18 protein-coding genes are annotated in these 17355 nt (G+C 74.0%); 8 read left to right on the forward strand and 10 right to left on the reverse strand.

What is annotated here, in order from left to right:
- Positions 1-102: 102 nt before the first annotated feature.
- The 3 genes from ACFYML_RS02620 to ACFYML_RS02630 all read right to left on the reverse strand — a co-directional run bounded on the left by ACFYML_RS02620 (position 103) and on the right by ACFYML_RS02630 (position 2683).
- Positions 103-1107 (reverse strand): glycine betaine ABC transporter substrate-binding protein, encoded by a 1005-nt coding sequence (locus ACFYML_RS02620; RefSeq protein ID WP_387418914.1) that lies wholly within the window; start codon positions 1105-1107, stop codon positions 103-105.
- Between the two features lie 170 nt (positions 1108-1277).
- Entirely contained in the window at positions 1278-2000 is a 723-nt protein-coding gene (locus ACFYML_RS02625) for an ABC transporter permease (RefSeq protein WP_073837733.1), read from the reverse strand.
- Positions 1997-2683: an ABC transporter permease gene (locus tag ACFYML_RS02630; RefSeq protein WP_073837732.1), complete on the reverse strand. Its 687-nt coding sequence runs from the start codon at positions 2681-2683 to the stop codon at positions 1997-1999. The genes ACFYML_RS02625 and ACFYML_RS02630 overlap by 4 nt, the downstream gene beginning before the upstream one ends.
- A gap of 2 nt (positions 2684-2685) precedes the next feature.
- On the opposite strand from ACFYML_RS02630, the gene ACFYML_RS02635 reads away from it, so the two are divergent.
- Positions 2686-3681, forward strand: coding sequence for an ABC transporter ATP-binding protein (locus ACFYML_RS02635; protein ID WP_387418915.1), 996 nt, complete (start codon positions 2686-2688; stop codon positions 3679-3681).
- A 32-nt stretch (positions 3682-3713) separates the two neighbouring features.
- On the opposite strand, the gene ACFYML_RS02640 is transcribed toward ACFYML_RS02635, so the two are convergent.
- The 7 genes from ACFYML_RS02640 to folP form a co-directional block, all read right to left on the reverse strand.
- Complete coding sequence (locus ACFYML_RS02640; protein ID WP_387418916.1) at positions 3714-4214, reverse strand: hypothetical protein; 501 nt, start codon at positions 4212-4214, stop codon at positions 3714-3716.
- Positions 4215-4289: 75 nt separating this feature from the next.
- Entirely contained in the window at positions 4290-4598 is a 309-nt protein-coding gene (locus ACFYML_RS02645; protein WP_387418917.1) for a hypothetical protein, read from the reverse strand.
- A gap of 157 nt (positions 4599-4755) precedes the next feature.
- Positions 4756-5961 (reverse strand): ABC transporter permease, encoded by a 1206-nt coding sequence (locus ACFYML_RS02650; protein WP_387418918.1) that lies wholly within the window; start codon positions 5959-5961, stop codon positions 4756-4758.
- Positions 5962-6080: 119 nt separating this feature from the next.
- The gene (locus tag ACFYML_RS02655; protein WP_198940496.1) at positions 6081-6569 is read right to left on the reverse strand and encodes a DUF3180 domain-containing protein; all 489 of its coding nucleotides are present in this window, start codon (positions 6567-6569) and stop codon (positions 6081-6083) included.
- Positions 6570-6710: 141 nt separating this feature from the next.
- A complete protein-coding gene (gene folK / locus ACFYML_RS02660) occupies positions 6711-7238 on the reverse strand; it encodes a 2-amino-4-hydroxy-6-hydroxymethyldihydropteridine diphosphokinase (protein ID WP_387418920.1) in 528 nt (175 codons plus the stop codon).
- Complete coding sequence (folB, locus tag ACFYML_RS02665; RefSeq protein ID WP_387418921.1) at positions 7235-7594, reverse strand: dihydroneopterin aldolase; 360 nt, start codon at positions 7592-7594, stop codon at positions 7235-7237. Before folB ends, folK begins: the two co-directional genes overlap by 4 nt.
- A 114-nt stretch (positions 7595-7708) precedes the next feature.
- Complete coding sequence (folP, locus tag ACFYML_RS02670; RefSeq protein ID WP_387418922.1) at positions 7709-8572, reverse strand: dihydropteroate synthase; 864 nt, start codon at positions 8570-8572, stop codon at positions 7709-7711.
- A 356-nt stretch (positions 8573-8928) separates the two neighbouring features.
- Between folP and ACFYML_RS02675 the strand changes: the two genes are divergently transcribed.
- The 7 genes from ACFYML_RS02675 to ACFYML_RS02705 are packed head-to-tail and all read left to right on the forward strand — an operon-like array spanning position 8929 to position 17353.
- Complete coding sequence (locus ACFYML_RS02675) at positions 8929-9243, forward strand: hypothetical protein (RefSeq protein WP_387275260.1); 315 nt, start codon at positions 8929-8931, stop codon at positions 9241-9243.
- 12 nt (positions 9244-9255) lie between these two features.
- Complete coding sequence (locus ACFYML_RS02680; protein WP_073837722.1) at positions 9256-9618, forward strand: hypothetical protein; 363 nt, start codon at positions 9256-9258, stop codon at positions 9616-9618.
- Positions 9619-9667: 49 nt separating this feature from the next.
- Positions 9668-13084 (forward strand): ATP-binding protein, encoded by a 3417-nt coding sequence (locus ACFYML_RS02685; protein ID WP_387418923.1) that lies wholly within the window; start codon positions 9668-9670, stop codon positions 13082-13084.
- A 1-nt stretch (position 13085) separates the two neighbouring features.
- Positions 13086-15014: an MFS transporter gene (locus ACFYML_RS02690; protein ID WP_387418924.1), complete on the forward strand. Its 1929-nt coding sequence runs from the start codon at positions 13086-13088 to the stop codon at positions 15012-15014.
- Between the two features lie 5 nt (positions 15015-15019).
- Positions 15020-15571: a hypothetical protein gene (locus ACFYML_RS02695; protein ID WP_387418925.1), complete on the forward strand. Its 552-nt coding sequence runs from the start codon at positions 15020-15022 to the stop codon at positions 15569-15571.
- Positions 15568-16740, forward strand: a complete 1173-nt coding sequence (locus ACFYML_RS02700) for a M23 family metallopeptidase (RefSeq protein ID WP_387418926.1) — start codon at positions 15568-15570, stop codon at positions 16738-16740. The genes ACFYML_RS02695 and ACFYML_RS02700 overlap by 4 nt, the downstream gene beginning before the upstream one ends.
- 13 nt (positions 16741-16753) lie before the next feature.
- Positions 16754-17353, forward strand: a complete 600-nt coding sequence (locus ACFYML_RS02705; protein ID WP_387418927.1) for a hypothetical protein — start codon at positions 16754-16756, stop codon at positions 17351-17353.
- Positions 17354-17355 lie beyond the last annotated feature (2 nt).

Genomic DNA, 17355 nt, shown 5'->3' on the forward strand with positions numbered 1-17355 from the left:
GGCCGGGTCCGGTCGCCGACGGACCGGGTTCGGTCCGTCGACGACCGGCGACTTTCCAGGTCGGCGGCACGGCGCCAGAGGCGCCGAGCCGGTCGCGGGAGGTCAGCTCGCGGCGAGCGCGGCGTCGGAGGAGAAGACCAGGCCGACGCTGGCCGCCCCGGTCTTCAGCGCGTTCTTGGTCTGCGGGCCACCCGCGTCCAGCGAGCTGAACGAGCCGGCCTTGAAGTCGTAGACCTGGACCAGGCCGGCCTGGCACTTCGGCCGCTGCGGGCACTCCGGCGGGCCGGCCAGCACGGTGGCCTGGCCGGAGCACTTGCTCGCCAGGTCGGAGAGCGTGGCGAGCTGGTATTTGTCGGCGAAGGCCTTGGTGACCGCGAAGGCGTTCTGGTCCTGGGCCTGGGACGGCTGGCCGAAGGTGATGCCGACCTTGTCGCCCGCCGCCGTCAACGCGCTGACGGTCTTGTCCAGCTCGGGGGAGGAGATCGGCTCGGCGTCCTTGCCGTTGGCCTTGGTGTTGAGGAACTCGGCCATGGTGGCCGCGTACTCGGGGACGACCTGGATCTCGCCCTTTTCCAGGGCCGGCTCGTAGAGCTCACGGTTGCCGATCGTCTGCACCTTGACCTGGTAGCCGGCCGCGGTGAGCGCGATCTTGTAGAGCTCGGCGATGGTCTGGCTCTCGCTGAAGTTGCCCGCGCCGACCGTGACCTGGCCACCCGGGCCCTGCTCCACACCCTGGGTGACGCCGTTGGCGTCGGCGAACGCCTTCGCCGCGACCTGCGGGGTCTTCCGGTCGACGTCGACCGCCCGGTTCAGCTCGATCAGCTTGGGGGTGTCGAGCTTCGCGGAGACCTTGTCCAGCGCGGCGACCAGCTGCGGGGTGGCGGCCTTCTTGTTGATCGCGGGGAGGACGTTGTCGGTGTTCTGCAGCTTCTTGTCGTCGGTGAGGACGACCAGCTGGTCGCCCGCGACCGGGGCGCAGCCGGCCCCGGAGGCACCCTGCTGGGGGGCGTCGGTGCCCGAGGAACCGGCGTCACCGCAGCCGGTGAGCAGGCCCGCCGCGGTGAGGGCGCCGAGCGCCCCGACGGCCAGGCGTGTACGTGCGCGCATCGATTGCCCGCCTTCCGTGTCCCGGCGCGACCCGTCTCGGGCCGGCCGCGTGTCCGACGGGCGATCCGGTCGGCCGCCCGCGATTCCAGCCAATATCCTCCGGGCCGGACCGACAAACTCCGAGCCGATTTCGTCACCGGATCGTCACCCGGCACGCGGTTTGGCCCGGTTCAGGCGCCCGCAGTGGCGTCGGTCACGCGCCGGTTCGCCGCCCCTCGGGCCCGCCGCAGCGGGCGCGGCGTCACGGCCCGCTCCACCAGCGCGAGCACCCCCTCGACCAGCAGCGCCAGCCCGGCGACCAACACCCCGCCGGCGATGATCTGGCCACCGCCGGCCGCGATGTCCAGCCCGAAGCCGGCCCGGATGATCTGCCCCAGCCCGCCGCCGTTGACGAAGGAGGCCAGCGCCGCGGTGGCGACCACCTGCACCGCGGCGGTACGGAACCCGGCGGCCAGGTACGGCACCGCGAGCGGCAGCTCCACCCGGCGCAGCAACTGCCCGCCGGACAGCCCCATGCCGCGCGCCGCGTCCCGTGCCTCCGGGTCGGCCTGCCGCACCCCGGTGTACGCGTTGGCCAGCAGCGGCGGCACCGCGAACACCGCGAGCGCGACCACCACGGCCGGGCGGCCGAAGCCGAGGAACGTGAGCGGCAGGATGGTCAGCAGCGCGAGGGTGGGTACGGCCAGCGTGACGTTGGACACCAGCAGCACGGCACCACCGCCCCGGCCGGTGTGCCCGAGCCAGAGCCCGACCGGCCAGGCCACCAGGCAGCCCAGCAGGACGGCCAGCGCGGAGATGCTCAGGTGCTCGCCGAGCCGGTCCAGGATGCCGCCCGGGTTCGTCCAGTTCAGCGGGTCGTTCAGCCAGACCACGGCCTGCTCGACGGGGTTCATGCGGCCCGCCGCCGGAGCCAGGGGGTGAGCAGCCGACCGACGCCGGCGAGGACCAGGTCCAGCACCAGCGCCAGCAGGACGCAGAGCACCGTGCCGGTCATGATCTCCGCCTTGTAGAAGTTGTTCTGGAAGCCGGCGAAGATGAGCTGCCCGAGGCCGCCCCGGCCGACCACCACCCCGACCGTGACCAGCGCCACCGTGGAGACGGTGGCCAGCCGTAGGCCGGTGAGGATGCCGGGCAGGGCCAGCGGCAACTCGATCCGGAACAGGCGGCCCCAGCGGCCGTACCCCATCCCCTCGGCGGCCTCCCGGACCTCGGGCGGCACCTGGTTGAGCCCGGCCAACGCGTTGCGCACGATGACCAGCAGCGCGTACAGCGCCACCACGCTGAGCACGGTGACCGCGCCGATGCCCAGGTATGGCGCGAGGAAGGCGAACAGGGCCAGCGACGGGATCGTGTACAGCGCCCCGGCCAGCGCCAGGATCGGCCCGGACAGCGACCGGAACCAGTACGCGGCCACCGCCAGCGGCAGCGCCACCAGCGCGGCGATCAGCACGGCCCGGCCGGTCAGCCAGGCGTGCTCGCGCAGCGCCGCGAGGATCGTGTCAGAGTTGTCCCGCACGTACTGCCAGGAGAACCACGGGTTACCCGGCGCGGCCCGGTAGCTGAGGTGGAGGGACACACGTGGACGTTACCCCGGGATCCGCCGGCGGACACAGCGCGGCATCGATCACTCTCGAGCGCATCCGCAAGCGCTACCCCGACGGCACGGAGGCGGTGCGGAAGCTGAGCCTGGAGGTGAAGGCCGGCGAGCTGGTGGTGCTGATCGGCCCGTCCGGCTGCGGCAAGTCCACCGTGCTCCGCATGATCAACCGGCTGATCGAGCCGACCGACGGCCGGATCCTGCTCGGCGACGACGACGTCACCCGGGTCGACCCGGTGGCGCTGCGCCGCCGCATCGGGTACGTCATCCAGAACGTCGGCCTCTTCCCGCACCAGACGGTCGCCGCCAACGTGGCGACCGTGCCCGGGCTGCTCGGCTGGCCGCGCGGGCGGACCCGGGACCGGGTGAACGAGCTGCTGGAGCTGGTCGGCCTCGACCCGGCACAGTTCAGCCGGCGCTACCCGCACGAGCTCTCCGGCGGCCAGCGGCAGCGGGTGGGGGTGGCCCGCGCGCTCGCCGCCGACCCGGTGGTGCTGCTGATGGACGAGCCCTTCTCGGCGGTCGACCCGATCGTCCGGACCCGGCTGCAGGAGGAGTTCCTGCGGCTCCAGGCCGAGGTCCGCAAGACCATCGTGCTGGTGACCCACGACCTCGACGAGGCGGTGCGACTGGGCGACCGGATCGCGGTGCTCTCCGAGGGCGGCCAGCTGGAGCAGTACGACACTCCGGCCGCCCTGCTCGGGTCGCCCGCCTCGCCGTTCGTGCGCGAGTTCGTCGGCGCCGACCGGGGCATCCGCCGGCTGGCGGTCACCCCGGTCACCCACGAGGTGCTGGAGCCGCTCCCGGCCGGTGACGGGTCGGACCTGCCGGCGGTGCCGCTGGGCGGCTCGGCGTACGACGCACTGGCCGCGCTGCTCAGCTCGGCCGCCGAGCACGCCGTGGTCACCAAGGAGGGGCGGCCGGTCGGGCTGCTCAGCCGGTCCCGGCTGCTGGAACTGGGCGCCGTGGCGGACTGAGCGGCGGCGGGGGCGGAACGCCGTGAGTCGCCTCAGGCGCGGCCGCCGAGGCTGGCCAGGCCGATGATCCAGCCCGCGAAGAAGCCGTAGCCGACCCCGGCGCTGGCGGTCTGGAAGGCGCCGAGGAGCGATCCGCCCGGCCCGAGGAGGGTGGCCAGCAGCCCGGCGAACCCGCCGGCCAGGGCGTACGCCGCCCAGCCGGAGAGGAACTGGCTGGCCGAGCCCTGCACCCGGGCCACCTGTGTGGCCGGCAGCAGGTAGAGGAGGGCGGCGGCCAGGACCACCAGCAGGATCGCCCGCAGGTCGGCGGCGAGCACCCCCTGGGACGGGTCGTCGGCGTGCAGCCGCCAGGCCGGCCAGGCGAGCAGCCGCAGAAACCAGCCGCCGGCCCCGTTCGGGTCGGTGTGATCCTGCACCCAGCCCACGTACACCGGGCTGCCGCACACGCCGACGAGGAGGAGCGCGGCGAGGGCGCCGGTGCCGGCGGCCGTGCCGTACCTGCTGACGATCCGGGGGCGGTTGCGCAGCGCCATGGGACGGTCGGTGCCCGACGCACCCCGCCGGGCAAACCTGCGCGCGACCGCCCTGGGTCGGCGGACGGCCATCCGTCAGTGCTTCAGCAGGTAGTCGATGAACGCGGCCCGCAGCAGCGGGGCGGACTCCTCGTAGCCGTGGCCGGTCAGCTCCCGCCACAGCGCGTTGGCCTCGTCGATGGTCGGCCCGACCGAGTTGGGGGCGCCGTCCAGGGCGGCGGCCTCGTCCGAGTTGGGCAGGTGCCGCAGCACCGACCAGAAGAACCCGACGTCGCGGCGTTCCCGGGCCAGGGCGAACGCCTGCTCGCGCAACTCCTCGGTGGAGAGCCTGTCGAGCTCGCCGAAGGTACGGCCGCCGGCGCCGGTGGCATTAGTCTCGCTCATGCCACCGCCTCGCTTCGCTCGGCGACGGCATGAGGCACGACCGGGCTGTGCTGATGATTCGCTCGCTGGCGCTCGCTCATGCCGCCGAGCCTAACCGGCGAGATCAGGTTCGGCCCGTCATCGCCGGCGGCGACCGCGACCGACCCGTCCGGTGCCGTCAGCGGTCGTCGGCGTCCCAGCGGCGCGGCTCGCTCTCCCAGCGCGGGGCGTCCCACCTGTCGACGGTCGGGTCGGTCCGTACCGGCAGCACCGAGGGCCAGTCGTCGGCCGGCTCCGGCGGCCGGGTCAACGCCCAGCCGGAGCTGATCGTGGGATCGCCGGGCGGCCCCAACTCCGCCGGGACGAGGGCCGGCCGCGGCCGGCCGAACTTCTCGACCAGCCGGGTGACCAGCAGCCCGACGCCGAGCGTCGCCCCGCCGACGGCCCACCGGCTGATCGTCCAGCCCTGCGCCGCCGCCCAGACCAGGAAGACCTCCACCAGGCTCACCGCGAACAGCGTGCCGAAGATCCCGCCGCGCCGGCCGTACGCGCTGGTGCCGCCGAGCATGGCGGTGCCGACCGCCAACACCGACCAGTCCAGCCCGGTGGCCGGCGCGACCGGGCCACTGCCGTTCGCCGCGATCAGCATGCCGCCGAGCATCGCCAGCACGGTGGAGCCGATCATGGCGAACGCCGCCACCGTGGCGGCCACCGCGCCCCGGCGCCGGGCCGGGTCGGCGACCGGCCGGAACCGCCCGACCAGCCGCCGGATCGGCCGTATCGCGCCGAAGAGCCCGCCGAGCACGGCCACCGCGGCGAAGCCGATGACGAGGTACAGGGCGGTGGGCCGGGGGTCGTACCCGCCCTGGACCACGACCGGGCCGGTACGCCGCTCGATGTAGACGATCACACCGGCCGCACCGGCCAGGCTCGCCGCCCAGGCCGGCACGTGCAGCACCACCACCGCCAGGGCCAGCGCCAGCCCGCCGAGCACCGCCACCGCCAGCGCGGGGAGCAACGCCTCCCGGACGCCCCGGTCGCCCTGCTCGGCGAAGTGCAGGGCGGCGGCCACCGCGACCGGGCCGACCGCCAGATTCACCACGGCGGCGCGCAGGCTCAGCCCGGCGGCGAGGGCGAGCAGCCCGAGCCCGGCCACGGCGACCAGGAGGGTCTTCAGGCCGCTGTCGCGCAGCGCGTCCGCGTCCGCGCGCCAGAGCAGCCAGGTCAGCCCGGCCAGCCCGGCCAGCAGCAGGAACTCCCAGACCACGTGTACGGCGATCCGGTCGCGGCCGGGTTCGCCGTGCGCGGGGTCGTCGAAGACGTTCTCCAGCACGGCGGCGGGCACCCCGGACGACTCGGCCCGGCCCGTTTCGTCGTACCCCATGACCCGCGCCTCCCACGTCGCCCGGCCGTGCCGCCCGACGCTCGGGCGGACCGGCGGCGGCCGTTGCTCTCCGGTCGCCAGGCACGGTACCTGCGGGCGCGGATGGTGGGAACCCCTGATCAGAGGCGGCCGCGCGGAGTCTCCCGGTCGCCGGGATCGCGGTCCTCGTCGTCCTCCTGCTCCGGCACCCGGCAGGACCGCTCCAGCCAGAGCGCCGCCGCGACCAGGGCGAGCGAGGCGACCAGCCCGGCCACGGCGGCCGGCCGGTCGCCGACGGCGGCGTTGGTCCGCTCGACGAAGAGCCACCCGGTCAGCCCGGCGTAGAAGCCGGCGAAGATCGCCCCGGCCAGCGATGACGCCTTGGCCAGCACCACGAACCGGGCGACCAGCAGCGGATTCACCGGGTCCCGCCCGGGTCGGCGTTCGATCCGGCCGCGGGTGTTGACCGCCGCGTACCCCTCGAGCACGGCGAGGCCGGCCAGCGTGACCACCGGCAGCCAGGGCAGGTTCGGCGCGCTGGGGTAGTAGAAGCTGCTGATCAGTAGCCAGGCCAACGCGGCGGCGGCCAGCCCGGCCACCACCAGTGTGGAGATCCGGGTGGGACCCATCCGCCATCGTTCGGGGTCGCGCGGGAACTGCGCCTGACTCATGCGGTCGCCTCGCTCCGCTCGGCACCCGCCTGAGGCTCCGCGGCACAGTGCCGGATGATTCGGTCGCGGCGCTCGCTCATGCCGCCCGGCTCCACTGGGTCATGGGTCCGACTGTAACGCCAGATCCGGTCGAGGGCTGAGTTCCAGGGCGTCCCCGGCCAGCGGCTCGGCGTTGAGCAGGTCGGTCAGCCAGCCGTGCCCGGGCAGCCGGCCGTGCGGTTCGATGTCGATCCACGGCCGCAGCACGAAGGCCCGCAGGTGGGCGCGGGGGTGCGGCAGAGTCAGCTCCGGGTCGTCGCTCAGCACGGGCGCACCGGCGTCGTCCCAGACCGCGATGACATCGACGTCGAGGGTGCGCGGCCCGTACCGGCGCTCCGGGTCCCGGGTCCGCCCGGCCGCCCGCTCCGCGGCCCGGGCCCGGGCCAGCCAGTCGCCGGGGGTCGCCGCCGGGTCCCCGACCAGCATCGCCGCGTTCAGGTACGCGGGCTGGTCGGCGTCCCCCCACGGTGGAGTCTCGTAGACGCCGGAGACGACCAGCACCGCGTCGCCGAACGCGGCCACCGCCGCGCGGAGGTGGGCCAGCCGGTCACCGAGGTTGCTGCCGATCGACAGCACGGCCCGGGTCATCGGGTACGCCGCATCGTCACGGCCACGTCCCGGAAGGTGTGCGGGATCGGGGCCTCGGGCTTGTGGACGGTGACCGCGGCGGCGGCGACCAGCGGTTCGGCCAGGCAGACCGCGAGCAGCCGGTCGGCGAGTGTCTCGATCAGGTTGACCGGCTCGCCGGTGATCACGGCGACCAGCCGCTCGGCCAGCTCGCCGTAGTGCACGGTGTCGGTCACCTCGTCGGAGCGCGCGGCCGGGGCGAGGTCGAGTTCGAGCACCGCGTCGACCACGAACTCCTGCCCCTGGGCACGCTCGAAGTCGTACACCCCGTGCCGGCCGTGGGCGCGCAGGCCGGTCAGCTCGATCCGGTCGGTCACCGGTCCCCCTTCGTTCGCGACTGCGAGGCTCGCAAAACCGGCTCACTCCTCGCGCTCACCGTGCCCCCTTCGTTCGCGACTGCGGGGCTCGCAAACCCGGCTCACTCCTCGCGCTCACCGGTCCCCCTCCCGCATGGTGGTCGCCAGGCACGGGCGGCCGGTGGCCCGCCAGACGGCGAGCGCGTCGGCGGTGCCGCGGACGTCGTGCACCCGTACCCCCCAGGCCCCGGCCGCCACGGCGAGCACGCTGGTGGCGATCGTGGCCGCCTCGCGGCCGGAGGTGGGCCGGGGGGTGCCGTCGGCGTCGGCGAGCAGCCGGCCCAGGTACGACTTCCGGCTCGACCCGAACAGCAGCGGGAAGCCGAGGTCCACCAGCTCGGGCAGGCGGGCGCTGAGTTCCCAGTTGTGCGCGGCGGTCTTCGCGAAGCCCAGTCCGGGATCGACGATGATCTTCTCGGCGGCGATCCCGGCGGTGAGCGCCTCGTCCACCCGCTGGCTCAGCTCGGTCCGGACGTCGGCCACCACGTCGCCGTAGCTGGCCAGGTCGCGCATCTCGCGTGAGTGCCCCCGCCAGTGCATGAGCACCCAGGGGCAGCCGGCGTCCCGGACCACCCGGGCCATGTCCGGGTCGGCGAGGCCGCCGGAGACGTCGTTGACCACGTCCGCGCCGGCGGCGAGGGCCGCCTCGGCCACCCGGGCCCGGCTGGTGTCGATGCTGACCGGGATGCCGGCGGCGCTCAGCTCGCGGATGACCGGCAGCACCCGGGCCGTCTCGGTCTCCGCGTCGACCCGGTCGGCGCCCGGCCGGGTGGACTCGCCACCCACGTCGACCAGGTCCGCGCCGGCCGCACGCAGTCGCACTCCGTGTCCGACGGCCGCGTCGAGATCGGCGTACCTGCCGCCGTCGGAGAAGGAGTCGGGCGTGACGTTGAGGACGCCCATCACCACCGGGGCCTGCGCCCGTACCAGCTCGGTCACGACCCGACAGTACCGGTCGCCAGCAGGGCTTCCGGCGGCCCGGGCGGCAACCGGCCACGACGGCCCTGACATGCGGATTAGAACAGGTGTACGATCGGTCGTCCGGGTCGCTCCGGGTCGACTCTTCGCGGGTTGTCGCAAAGGGGGCCGGCCCGTACGCTTTGGAATTGCCCAGCATCGAGATGGCGAAGCCTGGAGGGAGGGCCGAAGCGGGAAGAATCCCCCCAAAGCTCGCCACTCTCCGTGGTGGGTGACGAACACAGCGTCGCGCACGCTGTGCCCAATGAGCACCATCCCGCCAGGCTTGCCTACTGCACCGCCGCGGCGCCGCCGGCCGCGACATGGGGAGGTTTCCAGTGATCGCCACCGAGCTCATGGGGGCGGCGACGGCAGCCGTCGACCACGCGCTCCACACCCTGGCGTCGACTCCACTCGCCGAGCCGGCCCCCAAGGGCATCGCCACCGAGAGCATCGTCAGCTTCTTCGCCAGCAAGATCGCGCCGATCCTGCTCGCGGTGCTCGGCGTCATCTTCATCGGGCGGGCCAGCCGGGGCGAGATCTCCAAGGTGCTGACCAGCTCCGCGATCGCCATCGTCGGCCTGGCCTTCATCGCCGGCGCCGCCACACTCTTCTTCGTCGGCGACTACCTGATCAACCTGATCTTCGAATAGGCGCGGGCGACCATGCGGCTGCGCACCGACGACGACATCTACCGGGCTCGTCTCGTCTACCTCGGGCCGCCCGGGTACACCCTGCCCGTCCACCTGCCGTACGCCCAGTACGGCCTGTTCATGCTGCTCGTACCCCTCTACATGTTCATCCACTGGCTGTTCACGTTGCAGGTGGAGCTCTTCCCCGCCTGGGAGATCTCGCTGGCCATCGTGACCACCTCGTTCATCTTCCGGCACGTCGACCCGGACCGACCGGCGCGCATGGTCATCCGGACCGCGCTGACGGACTGGCGACGCACCCGGGAGCCGGCCGCCGAGCTGCGCGACCCGCGGCTGGTGGCGAGCCGGATCAGGATCCGGGAGGAACTGGCATGACCGGGCGTACGCCGCCGGCGCGGACGAACGACGCGGGTGAGGCGGTCGCATGAGTCGCTCTTCCACGCCGGGTTCCCCGGCCGGACGTCCGGCCGGGCCGCACGGTAACCGAGCGCGATCGTTCGAGTACCCGCAGGACGAGGAGCTCGACGAGGTCGCGCTCGACCCGGCCCTGGTCACCAGCCCCGGGCAGGGTCGGGTCGGGGTCTTCCAACCGCCCCGCCCGGTGTCGCCCCGCCCGCCCGGCTCGGAGCAGCGGATGCCGGCGGCCGGCGACAGCGGCGACATCGACTCGCCGTTCCTCGACCTGTTCGGCGGCGCGCAGCCCGGCGTACGGCGCCCGGCCCGAGCCGCCAGCCCGCCGGCCGGTCCACCTCCCGCGACGGAGCCGACGCCGGTGGTGGCGCCGCCCCGCCGGGGCGTCGGGCGGGAGGCGCTGCCCATCCCGCACCAGCCCGCCGCCCCGGCCGAACCGCTCCCGCCGTCGCAGGGCGAGCACGGTGGCGCACCGGAGGACGAGCCGCCCAGCGCCCGGCGCCGGGAGAGCGCCCCCGGCGTACGGCCGGTGGGCCGACCCCGGGAGGCCCCCGAGGCCGCGCCGTCGCACGGCGCCTCGCCGGTGGAACGGCCGGCCGCCCTCGACCCGGCACCCGCCCGTACCCGGGTACCGCACCAGGCCGGCGACCGGCTCCCCGCGCTCCGGCCGACCACCGAGCCGGACCTGGCCGACCCGGCGCCCCCGGTCGACCGCCCGGCCCGCCGCACCGACCGGCGCGTGGAACCGGCCACCCGGTCGAACGGTCGCGAGGTGGCCACCGCGCCCGGCCGGGAGGTGACCCCGCCGCGGCAGCGGTCCGCCGAGCTGAGCAGGAAGCCCGTCAAGCCGGTTCGGGTCCGCCCCCCGAAGATTAAGTTCGGCGACCGGGACCCGTCGGTGGAGCTGGCTGTCACCGAGATCGCCGGTCACCTCACCTTCACCCCGAACACGGTCACCGCCTGGTACTGGCTGCCCGAGGTGCGCTGGGCGTTCCGCCCCGACGCCGAGCGCGAGGCGCTGCTCTCGGCGATCTCCGAGCAGTACGCCGGCCTGGCCGGCTTCCGGCTGCACCTGCGACGCACCACCCGGCCGTTCCCGGCCGACGAGTGGGCCCGCACCATCGACGCGCACACCGCCGCGCCGCTGCCCGACGTGCCCGGTACGCCCGGCTGGGCCGACCACCTGGTCGCCGCGCAGCGGCACCTGATGGCGGTCAACCACGCCGAGGGGCAGACCTACCTCGGGGTCACCTTCGCCCGCCGGTCGCTGGGCGACTCCCTCACCGAGCGGCTGCTGCGCACCTTCGGCCGGGGCACCGCCGACGGCGAACGCCGCCGGCTGGGCCGCACGGTCGAGCAGTTCGACGAGGTGCTCGGGGCGTTCGGCATGCGGGGCCGCCGGGTCACCGCGCAGGAGCTGGAGTGGCTGCTCTACCGCTCCGTCGCGCTCTGCATGGCGCCACCCGGCGCGCTCTCCCCGGTGACCAACGGCCGGTGGGAACGCGGCGACCTGCTCGCCCTCACCGAGCAGGTCGAGCGCTACCGCACCCCGTACGGCTCGACGGTGAAGCTGGTCAACCGGATGACCGGCGAGGAGCGGCACGTGGCCGTGCTCGCGGTCGGCCGGATGGAGCCGCTGGAGATCCCCGAGCGGCACGAGCCGTGGCTGCACTTCCACGAGCGCCTGCCATGGCCGATGGAACTCTCCACCCGGGTGGACATCCTCGGCCCCGGCGACTCCTTCCGGAACCTCGAGCACCGGCTCCGGATGATCCGCTCCCAGCAGCTCGACTACGCCGAGCACGGCATCGACGCCCCGCCGGAGCTGGAACGGCTCGCCAAGCGGGCGCTGGTGATCGGCGACGAGATGACCACCGGCCTGCCGGTCGACTCGGCCCGCGCGCACGGCTGGCACCGGATCGCGGTCGGCGGCCGGACCCGCGAGGAGTGCCTGGAGCGGGCCCGGCGGCTCATCCAGCTCTACTCCCGCGAGCTGCGGATCTCGCTCCAGCATCCGAAGAACCAGGACTGGCTGGCCCGCGAGTTCATCCCCGGCGAGCCGATCGCCAACACCGGTTACGTCCGGCGGATGCCGGTCAACCTGCTCGCCGCGGCGCTACCGCAGGCCGCGTCCACGGTCGGCGACCGGCGCGGCGACCTGATCGGCCGCACCGCCGGCACCTGCCGCCGCCCGGTCTTCCTCGATCTGCACTTCCCCATGGAGGTGCGGGAACGCTCCGGGCTCGCCGTCTTCGTCGCCGAACCCGGCGGCGGCAAGTCGACCCTGCTCGGCGCGCTCGGCTATCTGGCCGCCCGACGCGGCGTCCAGGTGACCCTGCTCGACCCGTCCGGCCCGCTGGCCCGGCTCTGCGCGATGCCCGAGCTGGCGCCGTACGCGCGGGTGCTCAACCTGACCGGCTCCGACCAGGGCACCCTCGCCCCGTACGCGCTGATCCCGACGCCGCTGCGCAGCGAGTTCGCCGCCGGCTCGGCGGGTGACCGGGAGTTCGAGATCGCGGTCTCCAACGCCCGCGCCGAGCGCCGGATGCTGGTGCAGGACATCTGCATGATGCTGGTGCCTCCGCAGGTGGCCCGGGAGGCGTCCACCGCCACCCTGTTCCGGCACGCCGTACGCCAGGTGCCGGCCGAGGAGACCGCCACGCTGGACGACGTGGTCGCCTGCCTCCAGGGGCTCGACGACGACGCCGGCCGGGAACTGGCCAACCTGCTGCTGGACACCGCCGAGATGCCGCTGGCCATGCTCTTCTTCGGCCGACCACCGGAGGGGCTGCTCGGCGCGGACGCCGCGCTCACCGTGATCACCATGGCCGGGCTGCGGCTGCCCGACCTCAAGATCGAGCGGGAGTACTGGTCGGCCGAGGAGGCCCTCGCCCTGCCCATGCTGCACACCGCGCACCGGCTGGCCGTCCGCCGCTGCTACGGCGGCTCGATGTCCTCCCGGAAGCTGGTCGGCCTGGACGAGGCACACTTCATGGAGGGTTGGCGTTCCGGGCGGTCGTTCCTGGTCCGCCTCGCCCGCGACTCCCGCAAGTGGAACCTCGCCGCCCTGGTCGCCTCGCAGAACCCGAAGGACATCCTCGGCCTCGACGTGCAGAACCTGGTCTCCACCGTCTTCGTCGGCCGGATCGCCGAGGACACCGAGATCGCCTCCGAGGCGCTGCGGCTGCTGCGGGTGCCGGTCAACGACGGCTACGAAGCCACCCTGGCCTCGCTCTCCCAGGCGGACTCCGGATCGGCCGCCCGGCTCGGCTTCCGCGAATTCGTGATGCGCGACGTCGACGGGCGGGTGCAGAAGGTCCGGGTCGACGTGTCGTACGTGGACGGACTGCTGGACCACCTGGACACGACCCCCGCCGCCGCCCAGGCAGCCGGGCAACTGCCGACCGTCCTGGCTGATCTGGAGGCGTGACATGGCGAGGGCCCGGGCACGGATCACGGCGCTCCTCCTCGCGCTCGGCGTACTCGCCGTGGCCACCATCGCCTGGCCGGTGGTCGGGGCGACACCCGCGTACGCCACCGAACCCACCCCGGCACCGGCCGAACTGTGTACCACCAAGCAGTGGCAGGCCGACTTCCGCGCCTGCGTAGCCAAGCTGAACGCAGTCACCGAGGATGCGGCGACCTGCCGCAACGCACCCGTACCCGGCGCGCCCGACTCGGGCCTGGCCGGCTGGTTCGCCTCCCGCCCCGACTCCGCCAAGCTCCCCGGCCCCAAGGGGCTCTACAGCGACTACGGCTACGCCGGGTACAGCTACACGACGTACGACATCGACGGCGGCTGCGCCTCGGCCGTGCTCCACCCCGACTACCGCTTCACCACCATGGTCGCCAACGGCGAGTTCATGTTCGCCAACGCGGTCATCGGCGCGTCCAACGCGTTGCGTGAACGGGCCTGGGACCCGCGCTCCATGTGGGCCTGGGCCGACCCACTGGTGGAGCAGGCCACGAAGGCCGTCTACCAGAAGGTGTTCAGCGTCTTCGGCATCATCACGCTCTGCGTGGTCGGCCTCTACCTGCTCTGGCGGTCACGCCAGTCGGACATGAGCAACGCCATGACCACGGCCGGCTGGGCGTTGCTGGTGATGGTGGCGGTGACCGCCCTGGCCGCCTGGCCGGTGAAGTCGGCGAACGTCGCCGACAGCACCCTGATCACCACCCTGGGCGTGGTGCACGACGCCGTCGGGCCGGGTGCCCGGGACACACCTGCCGACCAATGCGACGACTCGACTCGGGATGCGTGCAAGGACCACCGGCCGCCCGCCGTACGGGCCAGCGACACCGCTACCGAGACGATGCTCTACCGGAACTGGCTGCGGGGCGTGCTCGGCTCGGCCGACAGCGAGACCGCCAAGAAGTATGGTCCGGCGCTCTACGACGCCAAGTCGCTCACCTGGGAAGAAGCGGAGAAGCTCCGCCAGAACCCCGCGACGCGGCAGGCCACCATCAAGGCCAAGCAGCAGCAGTGGGCCCGAGTCGCCGAGCAGATCAAGACGGAGGACCCCGAGGCGTACGAGTACCTCCAGGGCGTCCGCGACATGGACCGGATCGGGGCCGGGTTCATCGCGGTGCTGGCCTCGCTCCTCTTCGCGATGTTCGACCTGACCGCCTCGCTGCTGGTGCTGCTCGGCTTCCTGATCTTCCGCTGGGCGGTGATCGCCGCGCCGATCCTCGGCACGGTCGGTCTGCTGCGTCCGGCGAGCGCCGGCCTCCGCCGGCTGGCGAACGCGGTGGTCGCGGCGGTCTTCAACATCGCCATCTTCGGCACCGGCGCGGCGATCTACCTGTTCGCGGTCGACCTCATCATGAACACGCCCGCCCTGCCCGGCTGGCTCCAGGTGGTCCTGGTCTGGCTCTGCGGCGTGGTGGGTTGGCTGCTGCTCCGCCCGTACCGGCGGATCACTCAGCTCGGCGGCAAGGACAGCAGCGAGGCGATCAGCTCGGCCGGCTCCTGGCACCGCCGGTTCTTCCGCGACATGCGGGTGGCGGCGCGGCTGGACGTGGCCGAGCCCGGCGGCACCGCCGAGCCGACGATCGGCCGGCGGCGCGGCGTCGCGCTCGAGCAGAGCAGCCTCCGGCCGGAGGCCCGGCACGAGGACCCGTCGCACGCCGGGGTCGCCGAACGCCAGCGGCCGGACGGGCGGGAGCGAGCCGAGGAGACGCCGGCGCCCGAGCCGCAGGGCGGACGCCGCAGCACCACGCCACGCCCCCGCCGGCAGCCGGCGAGTTGGACAGCGCCCGACGTGCCCGAGGAGGCTCCCTCCTTCGCCGTCTACCGGCCGGGCTCGACCGACCGCGCGCCGGCCGACCCGGCCCCCAGGGTGCGCTCCGAGGCGCGGTGAGGCCGATGCGTCGGGCGCTGGAATTCCTGGTCACCCGGGTCCTGCGGTCCCGGCTCGGCGTCGCGCTCGTGATCGCCGCCCTGGTCTTCGGCGTGATCGGCGCGGCCCGGCTGTTCTCCGGTCCGGTCGACCCGACCGCCGGCCTGAGCAACCGGCCACGCGAGCCGATCAGCACGGTCGACCCGGAGGCCGGTGACGACGGCGTGCTGGCGAGCTCGGCGCCGCCGCCCTCGCCGAAGACCCGGCCGGGCGAGTTGACCCCCGAGCAGACCGCCGGCCGCTTCACCACCGCCTGGCTGACCGGCCCCGGCAGCAGCGGGGAGGACTGGCAGAGCCGCCTGCGGCCGCTGTCCACGAGCGCGCTGACCGAGAAGCTGACCGGCGCGGACCCGGAGAGCGTGCCGGCCCGGCGGGTGGCCGGCCAGGTGACCCTCCGGCCCCGGACGGAGTCGTTCGTGGAGGTGCTGGTCCCGCTCGACAACGGCCGGCTCCGGCTGGAACTGGTGGTCTCGGACGGGCGGTGGCTGGTGGACGTGGTCGACTGGGAGCGGCAATGAGCGCCGCGGCGGACGAGACGGTCCCGCGCCGGCGGTTGCGGCTCGGCGTGCTGGTCACCGCGCTGACCACGGTGCTCGCCCTGCTCTGCTGCGTCGGCGGCGCCGGCGCGTTCTTCCTCACCGAGCTGGGCGGCGACGAGAAGGACGGCCTGACCGCCGGCCTGGGCTGCGACGCCGCCTACCAGGTCGACGTCACCGGGGACATGCCGCGCTTCACCGAGTACGGCGAGGGGCAGCTGCGCAACGCCGCCGTCATCATCAAGGTCGGCCAGGACATGAAGGTGCCCGCCCGGGGCTGGGTCATCGCGCTGGCCACCGCCATGCAGGAGTCCGCCCTGCGCAACCTCGCCAACAGCACCGTGCCGGCGTCGCTCAGGCTGCCGCACGAGGGCGTCGGCTCCGACCACGACTCGCTGGGCCTGTTCCAGCAGCGGCCCGGTTGGGGCAGCGTCCAGCAGCGGATGACGCCGTCCTACGCCGCGGGCAAGTTCTACGAGAAGCTGCTAAAGGTGCCGAACTGGCAACGGCGCCCACTGACCGTGGTGGCGCAGCGGGTGCAGGTCAGCGCCTTCCCGGACGCGTACGCCAAGCACGAGGACCTGGCCGGCCGGATCGTCGACGCGCTCGCCGGGGGCGCGGCCCGCACGGTGGAGATCGCCGGAAAGGCGGTCTGCGACGCCGCCGCCGGCGCCCGGATCGCCGCCTCCGGCTGGACCGCTCCGCTCCCGGGCGGCATCGTCTCCGGCTTCCGCACCACCGAACGCCCCAGCCACAACGGGGTCGACCTGGATGCGGACAAGAGGACGCCGATCCACGCCGCGGCCGCCGGCCGGGTGCTGGTGGCCCGCTGCGACCCCGACCGCTCGGGACGGCGGGACTGCGACCGGGACGGCTGGCCGGGCAAGGGCGGCTGCGGCTGGTTCGTGGACATCCTGCACGCCGGCGGTTACGTCACCCGCTACTGCCACCTGATCCAACGGCCCGCGGTGGCGCCCGGGCAGGCCGTGGCGGCGGGCCAGGTGATCGGCTACTCCGGCAGCAGCGGAAACTCCTCCGGTCCGCATCTGCACTTCGAGGTGCACACCGACGGCGACCGGTCCAGCCGGGGTGCCATCAATCCTGTGCCGTTCATGCGGGAGCGCGGCGCACCGCTGGTCGGCACCGCGTGAGGCTCGCCGGCACATGAGCAATCCCCTGCCCGACCCCTTCGCGGACCAGCCCGACTGGGCGCCGCGGCCGCCCCGACCGGTCGAGATCGTCCCCGCCGCCGGCCGCGTCGACCTGCGGGGCCGTCGGGTGCTGGTCGGCCTGCCCGGCCTCGGCTGGCGCGGCGACCTGCGCGCCGACGAGCAGGTGGTGCAGGGCAGCCGGACGTACGTGCCGGTCATCCCGGAGCACGAGTGGTACCGCGCCGAGGCGGAGCAGGTGGAGGTCTTCGCGCCGCTGGTGCCCGTGGACCGGGTCTGGGTGGAGACGGTGGGCGGGCGGGAGCCGGCGGCCCGACCGGCCGGGTCGGGTCTCCGGCTGGTCTCCCTCGACGCGCCCACCCGTCGCCCGCCCACCCCGGTCGTCGAGGCGGACTCGGTGGCCGGCCGGCGCGTTGTGCACGTGACGGGAGCGACCGAGCAGCGCGACCTCCGCGCGGTGACCGAGACCTACGCCGGCGCGGACGGGGACATCTGCGTCCGGGTGGCGCCGGAGCTGGAGTGGTACCGGTGGGCGTGGCGCGGCCAGGCACCGATCACGTTGGAGGTCCCGGTCCACCTGCTCTGGCTCGAATGAGC

Source organism: Micromonospora sp. NPDC007230, assembly GCF_042869115.1.
Taxonomy (GTDB): domain Bacteria; phylum Actinomycetota; class Actinomycetes; order Mycobacteriales; family Micromonosporaceae; genus Micromonospora.

Coding starts and splice junctions, on each gene's coding strand:
- ACFYML_RS02645 (WP_387418917.1), bottom strand. CDS start 4,598: ATGAGCGAGACTAATGCCACCGGCGCCGGCGGCCGTACCTTCGGCGAG.
- ACFYML_RS02690 (WP_387418924.1), top strand. CDS start 13,086: ATGGCGAGGGCCCGGGCACGGATCACGGCGCTCCTCCTCGCGCTCGGC.
- ACFYML_RS02705 (WP_387418927.1), top strand. CDS start 16,754: ATGAGCAATCCCCTGCCCGACCCCTTCGCGGACCAGCCCGACTGGGCG.
- ACFYML_RS02695 (WP_387418925.1), top strand. CDS start 15,020: ATGCGTCGGGCGCTGGAATTCCTGGTCACCCGGGTCCTGCGGTCCCGG.
- ACFYML_RS02655 (WP_198940496.1), bottom strand. CDS start 6,569: ATGGGTCCCACCCGGATCTCCACACTGGTGGTGGCCGGGCTGGCCGCC.
- ACFYML_RS02680 (WP_073837722.1), top strand. CDS start 9,256: ATGCGGCTGCGCACCGACGACGACATCTACCGGGCTCGTCTCGTCTAC.
- ACFYML_RS02700 (WP_387418926.1), top strand. CDS start 15,568: ATGAGCGCCGCGGCGGACGAGACGGTCCCGCGCCGGCGGTTGCGGCTC.
- ACFYML_RS02685 (WP_387418923.1), top strand. CDS start 9,668: ATGAGTCGCTCTTCCACGCCGGGTTCCCCGGCCGGACGTCCGGCCGGG.
- ACFYML_RS02640 (WP_387418916.1), bottom strand. CDS start 4,214: ATGGCGCTGCGCAACCGCCCCCGGATCGTCAGCAGGTACGGCACGGCC.
- ACFYML_RS02625 (WP_073837733.1), bottom strand. CDS start 2,000: ATGAACCCCGTCGAGCAGGCCGTGGTCTGGCTGAACGACCCGCTGAAC.
- ACFYML_RS02650 (WP_387418918.1), bottom strand. CDS start 5,961: ATGGGGTACGACGAAACGGGCCGGGCCGAGTCGTCCGGGGTGCCCGCC.
- folK (WP_387418920.1), bottom strand. CDS start 7,238: ATGACCCGGGCCGTGCTGTCGATCGGCAGCAACCTCGGTGACCGGCTG.
- ACFYML_RS02620 (WP_387418914.1), bottom strand. CDS start 1,107: ATGCGCGCACGTACACGCCTGGCCGTCGGGGCGCTCGGCGCCCTCACC.